Consider the following 2191-nt stretch of genomic DNA (forward strand, 5'->3'; position numbering starts at 1 on the left):
AAGGTAGGGCGGTTCATCGCCCTGTGGCCTTCGGTGGAAGGACATGTGCAAATTTCCGATCCGGCGTCCTATACCGCGATTGAAAATAAAATGACCGAGACTTCCGGTTATCTGCTGTCTTCTCCACCGAACACAGTCAAAGCCATCCAGACCCTTGATCAGATGCTGGAAAGGCTCCGTCCGTTGACGGAAGAACGTTCCTACACCGCTTGGGATGCGGCACTGATTTTGCTGCGTGAGGGGCTGGAAGCCATTCTCGTGCTCGCGGCTCTGCTGGCGTATGCCAAAAAAAGCGGCGAGGCTGTGGCTGGTCGCTGGATATGGGCCGGTGCCGGAACAGGGCTGGTACTGAGCGGAATCCTGGCAGTGCTGTTCACCACACTGGTCGCGGCCGCCGCATCGGGCAGCATGCGTGAGCTGCTGGAGGGTGTGACTGGACTGGTAGCGGTCGTACTTATGCTGACTGTTGGTAGCTGGCTACATTCCAAATCCAATGCTGCCGCATGGAACCGCTTTGTCGAGAACAGTGTAGACAGCGCGCTGGCGCGTGGTAGCCTGTGGTCGCTGTTCGCAGTTTCTGCGCTCGCGATTCTGCGTGAAGGCGCCGAGACCGCTATCTTTTATATCGGTATGGCCCCGGCCATCGAAACCTCTCAATTGCTGATTGGTATTGGCTCGGCAACTGTCATACTGGTTGTGCTGGCATTTGCGATCATCAAGTTTAGCGTACGATTGCCGATTCGCGCCTTTTTCCTGACGGCCACTGTACTGATTTACTATCTCGTATTCCGGTTTCTGGGCGAAAGTATTCACTCACTTCAAGTGGCTGGCAAGCTTCAGGGGCACACGGCCTCTTCGTTGCCATCCATTAGCTGGCTGGGCATGTATCCTACTTGGGAAACGTTTATCCCACAGGTCGCTGTGCTGATCTTCATGGTATGGCAGCTTGTACGTCAGGAAATGCGCAGCTCCAAGCAGCGTTAAAGTTCAAACTGCAACACATACAATGCAAAAATAACGAAAAAAAACGTCAAAACTCAGGTCCGATCTCTATCGGCTCCAACGGTTTTGGCGTTTTTTTAGTCACGAGAAGCGAGTGCTGACTTTTACGATCAGAAAATATCCTCCAGCAAAGGGATCATACGCTGGTGATGGAGCAAGTCTGTACGGTCACCGCGCTCACGAATCACGTGTAACACACCGCGAAAATCCAGCAGCTCCGCCGGCGTAGCATGTCCCAGAAAATGCACCGGACTATAGCTTAGTCCATAAGCTCCTGCATTCGGAATGACAATATAATCACCCTCCTGAATCGGAGGAAGCTGCGCTTTTTTCACAAGACAATCCTCGGGTGTACAAAGCGGTCCGACAATGCTCACGGTTTCCAGATCCACGGTTGCTTCTGGCGGAAGCTCCCCTATCCGGTCTGCGGCCTTCCCTAATTCTAGCTCGACAGCAGCAGCCTCTTGAGCAGGTCCATCCCCCTGCCCTATCTGAATCGCCACTTCCTGTCCCTCCCCTTGCCCACGCATAATTCGCACCGGGTAGTTGTCCCTAATCCGGCGTCCTCGAAAGGCAGCCGAGGCATAATGGTTCATACCGCCATCAGCCACGACGAACTTCTCTCCCTTGGATTCCTTCATATACAACGCCCGACAGACGTACATACCCGCCTGAGCAACCAGATATCTGCCGCTTTCGATGATCAGCGTAACCCCTGGCAGACGGGATCGAGTCTGCTCTGCCATCGCGTTCAGTCCGTCGATCACTTGCCCCATATCCAACGGCTGCTCATGAGTAAAATAAGGAACGCCAAACCCGCCGCCCAAATTTACCGTCTGCATCGTCACACCATACTGATCCTGTATGCGTTCTGCCAATTGAAGGGTATTCGCGAATGAAGCTAAAATCTGATCCGCTTTCAGCATTTGCGTACCTGTATACACCTGAATGCCCTGGAAATATACATGTGGACAATCTTCCAGCACCGTAAAAAAGTGATCCAACTGCCCCTCGTCCACACCAAAGGGACGAGGAATGCCGCCCATTTTGATCGTCGATCCCGACAAATCGTTATCGGGATTCACACGAACCGCAGCGCGGACAAACAAGCCTGCTTGGGCGGCAATGTCCTCCAGCAAGCGCAGCTCCCGCACCGACTCGACATGAATGCAGCCGATCCCACAGGCTA

At 53.6% G+C, this 2191-nt stretch carries 2 protein-coding genes; one reads left to right on the forward strand and one right to left on the reverse strand.

Annotated features, from left to right (window positions below; translation table 11 throughout):
- Window positions 1-984: FTR1 family iron permease (locus L696_RS0123360; protein ID WP_025685807.1), on the forward strand; the 984-nt coding region annotated here is incomplete at its 5' end.
- 128 nt (window positions 985-1112) lie between these two features.
- Here the strand turns inward: L696_RS0123360 and L696_RS0123365 are convergent.
- On the reverse strand, window positions 1113-2191 hold a 1079-nt coding region (locus L696_RS0123365), incomplete at its 5' end, for a type III PLP-dependent enzyme domain-containing protein (protein WP_025685808.1).

Origin of the sequence: Paenibacillus maysiensis (assembly GCF_000520815.1) — a bacterium.
GTDB lineage: Bacteria > Bacillota > Bacilli > Paenibacillales > Paenibacillaceae > Paenibacillus > Paenibacillus maysiensis.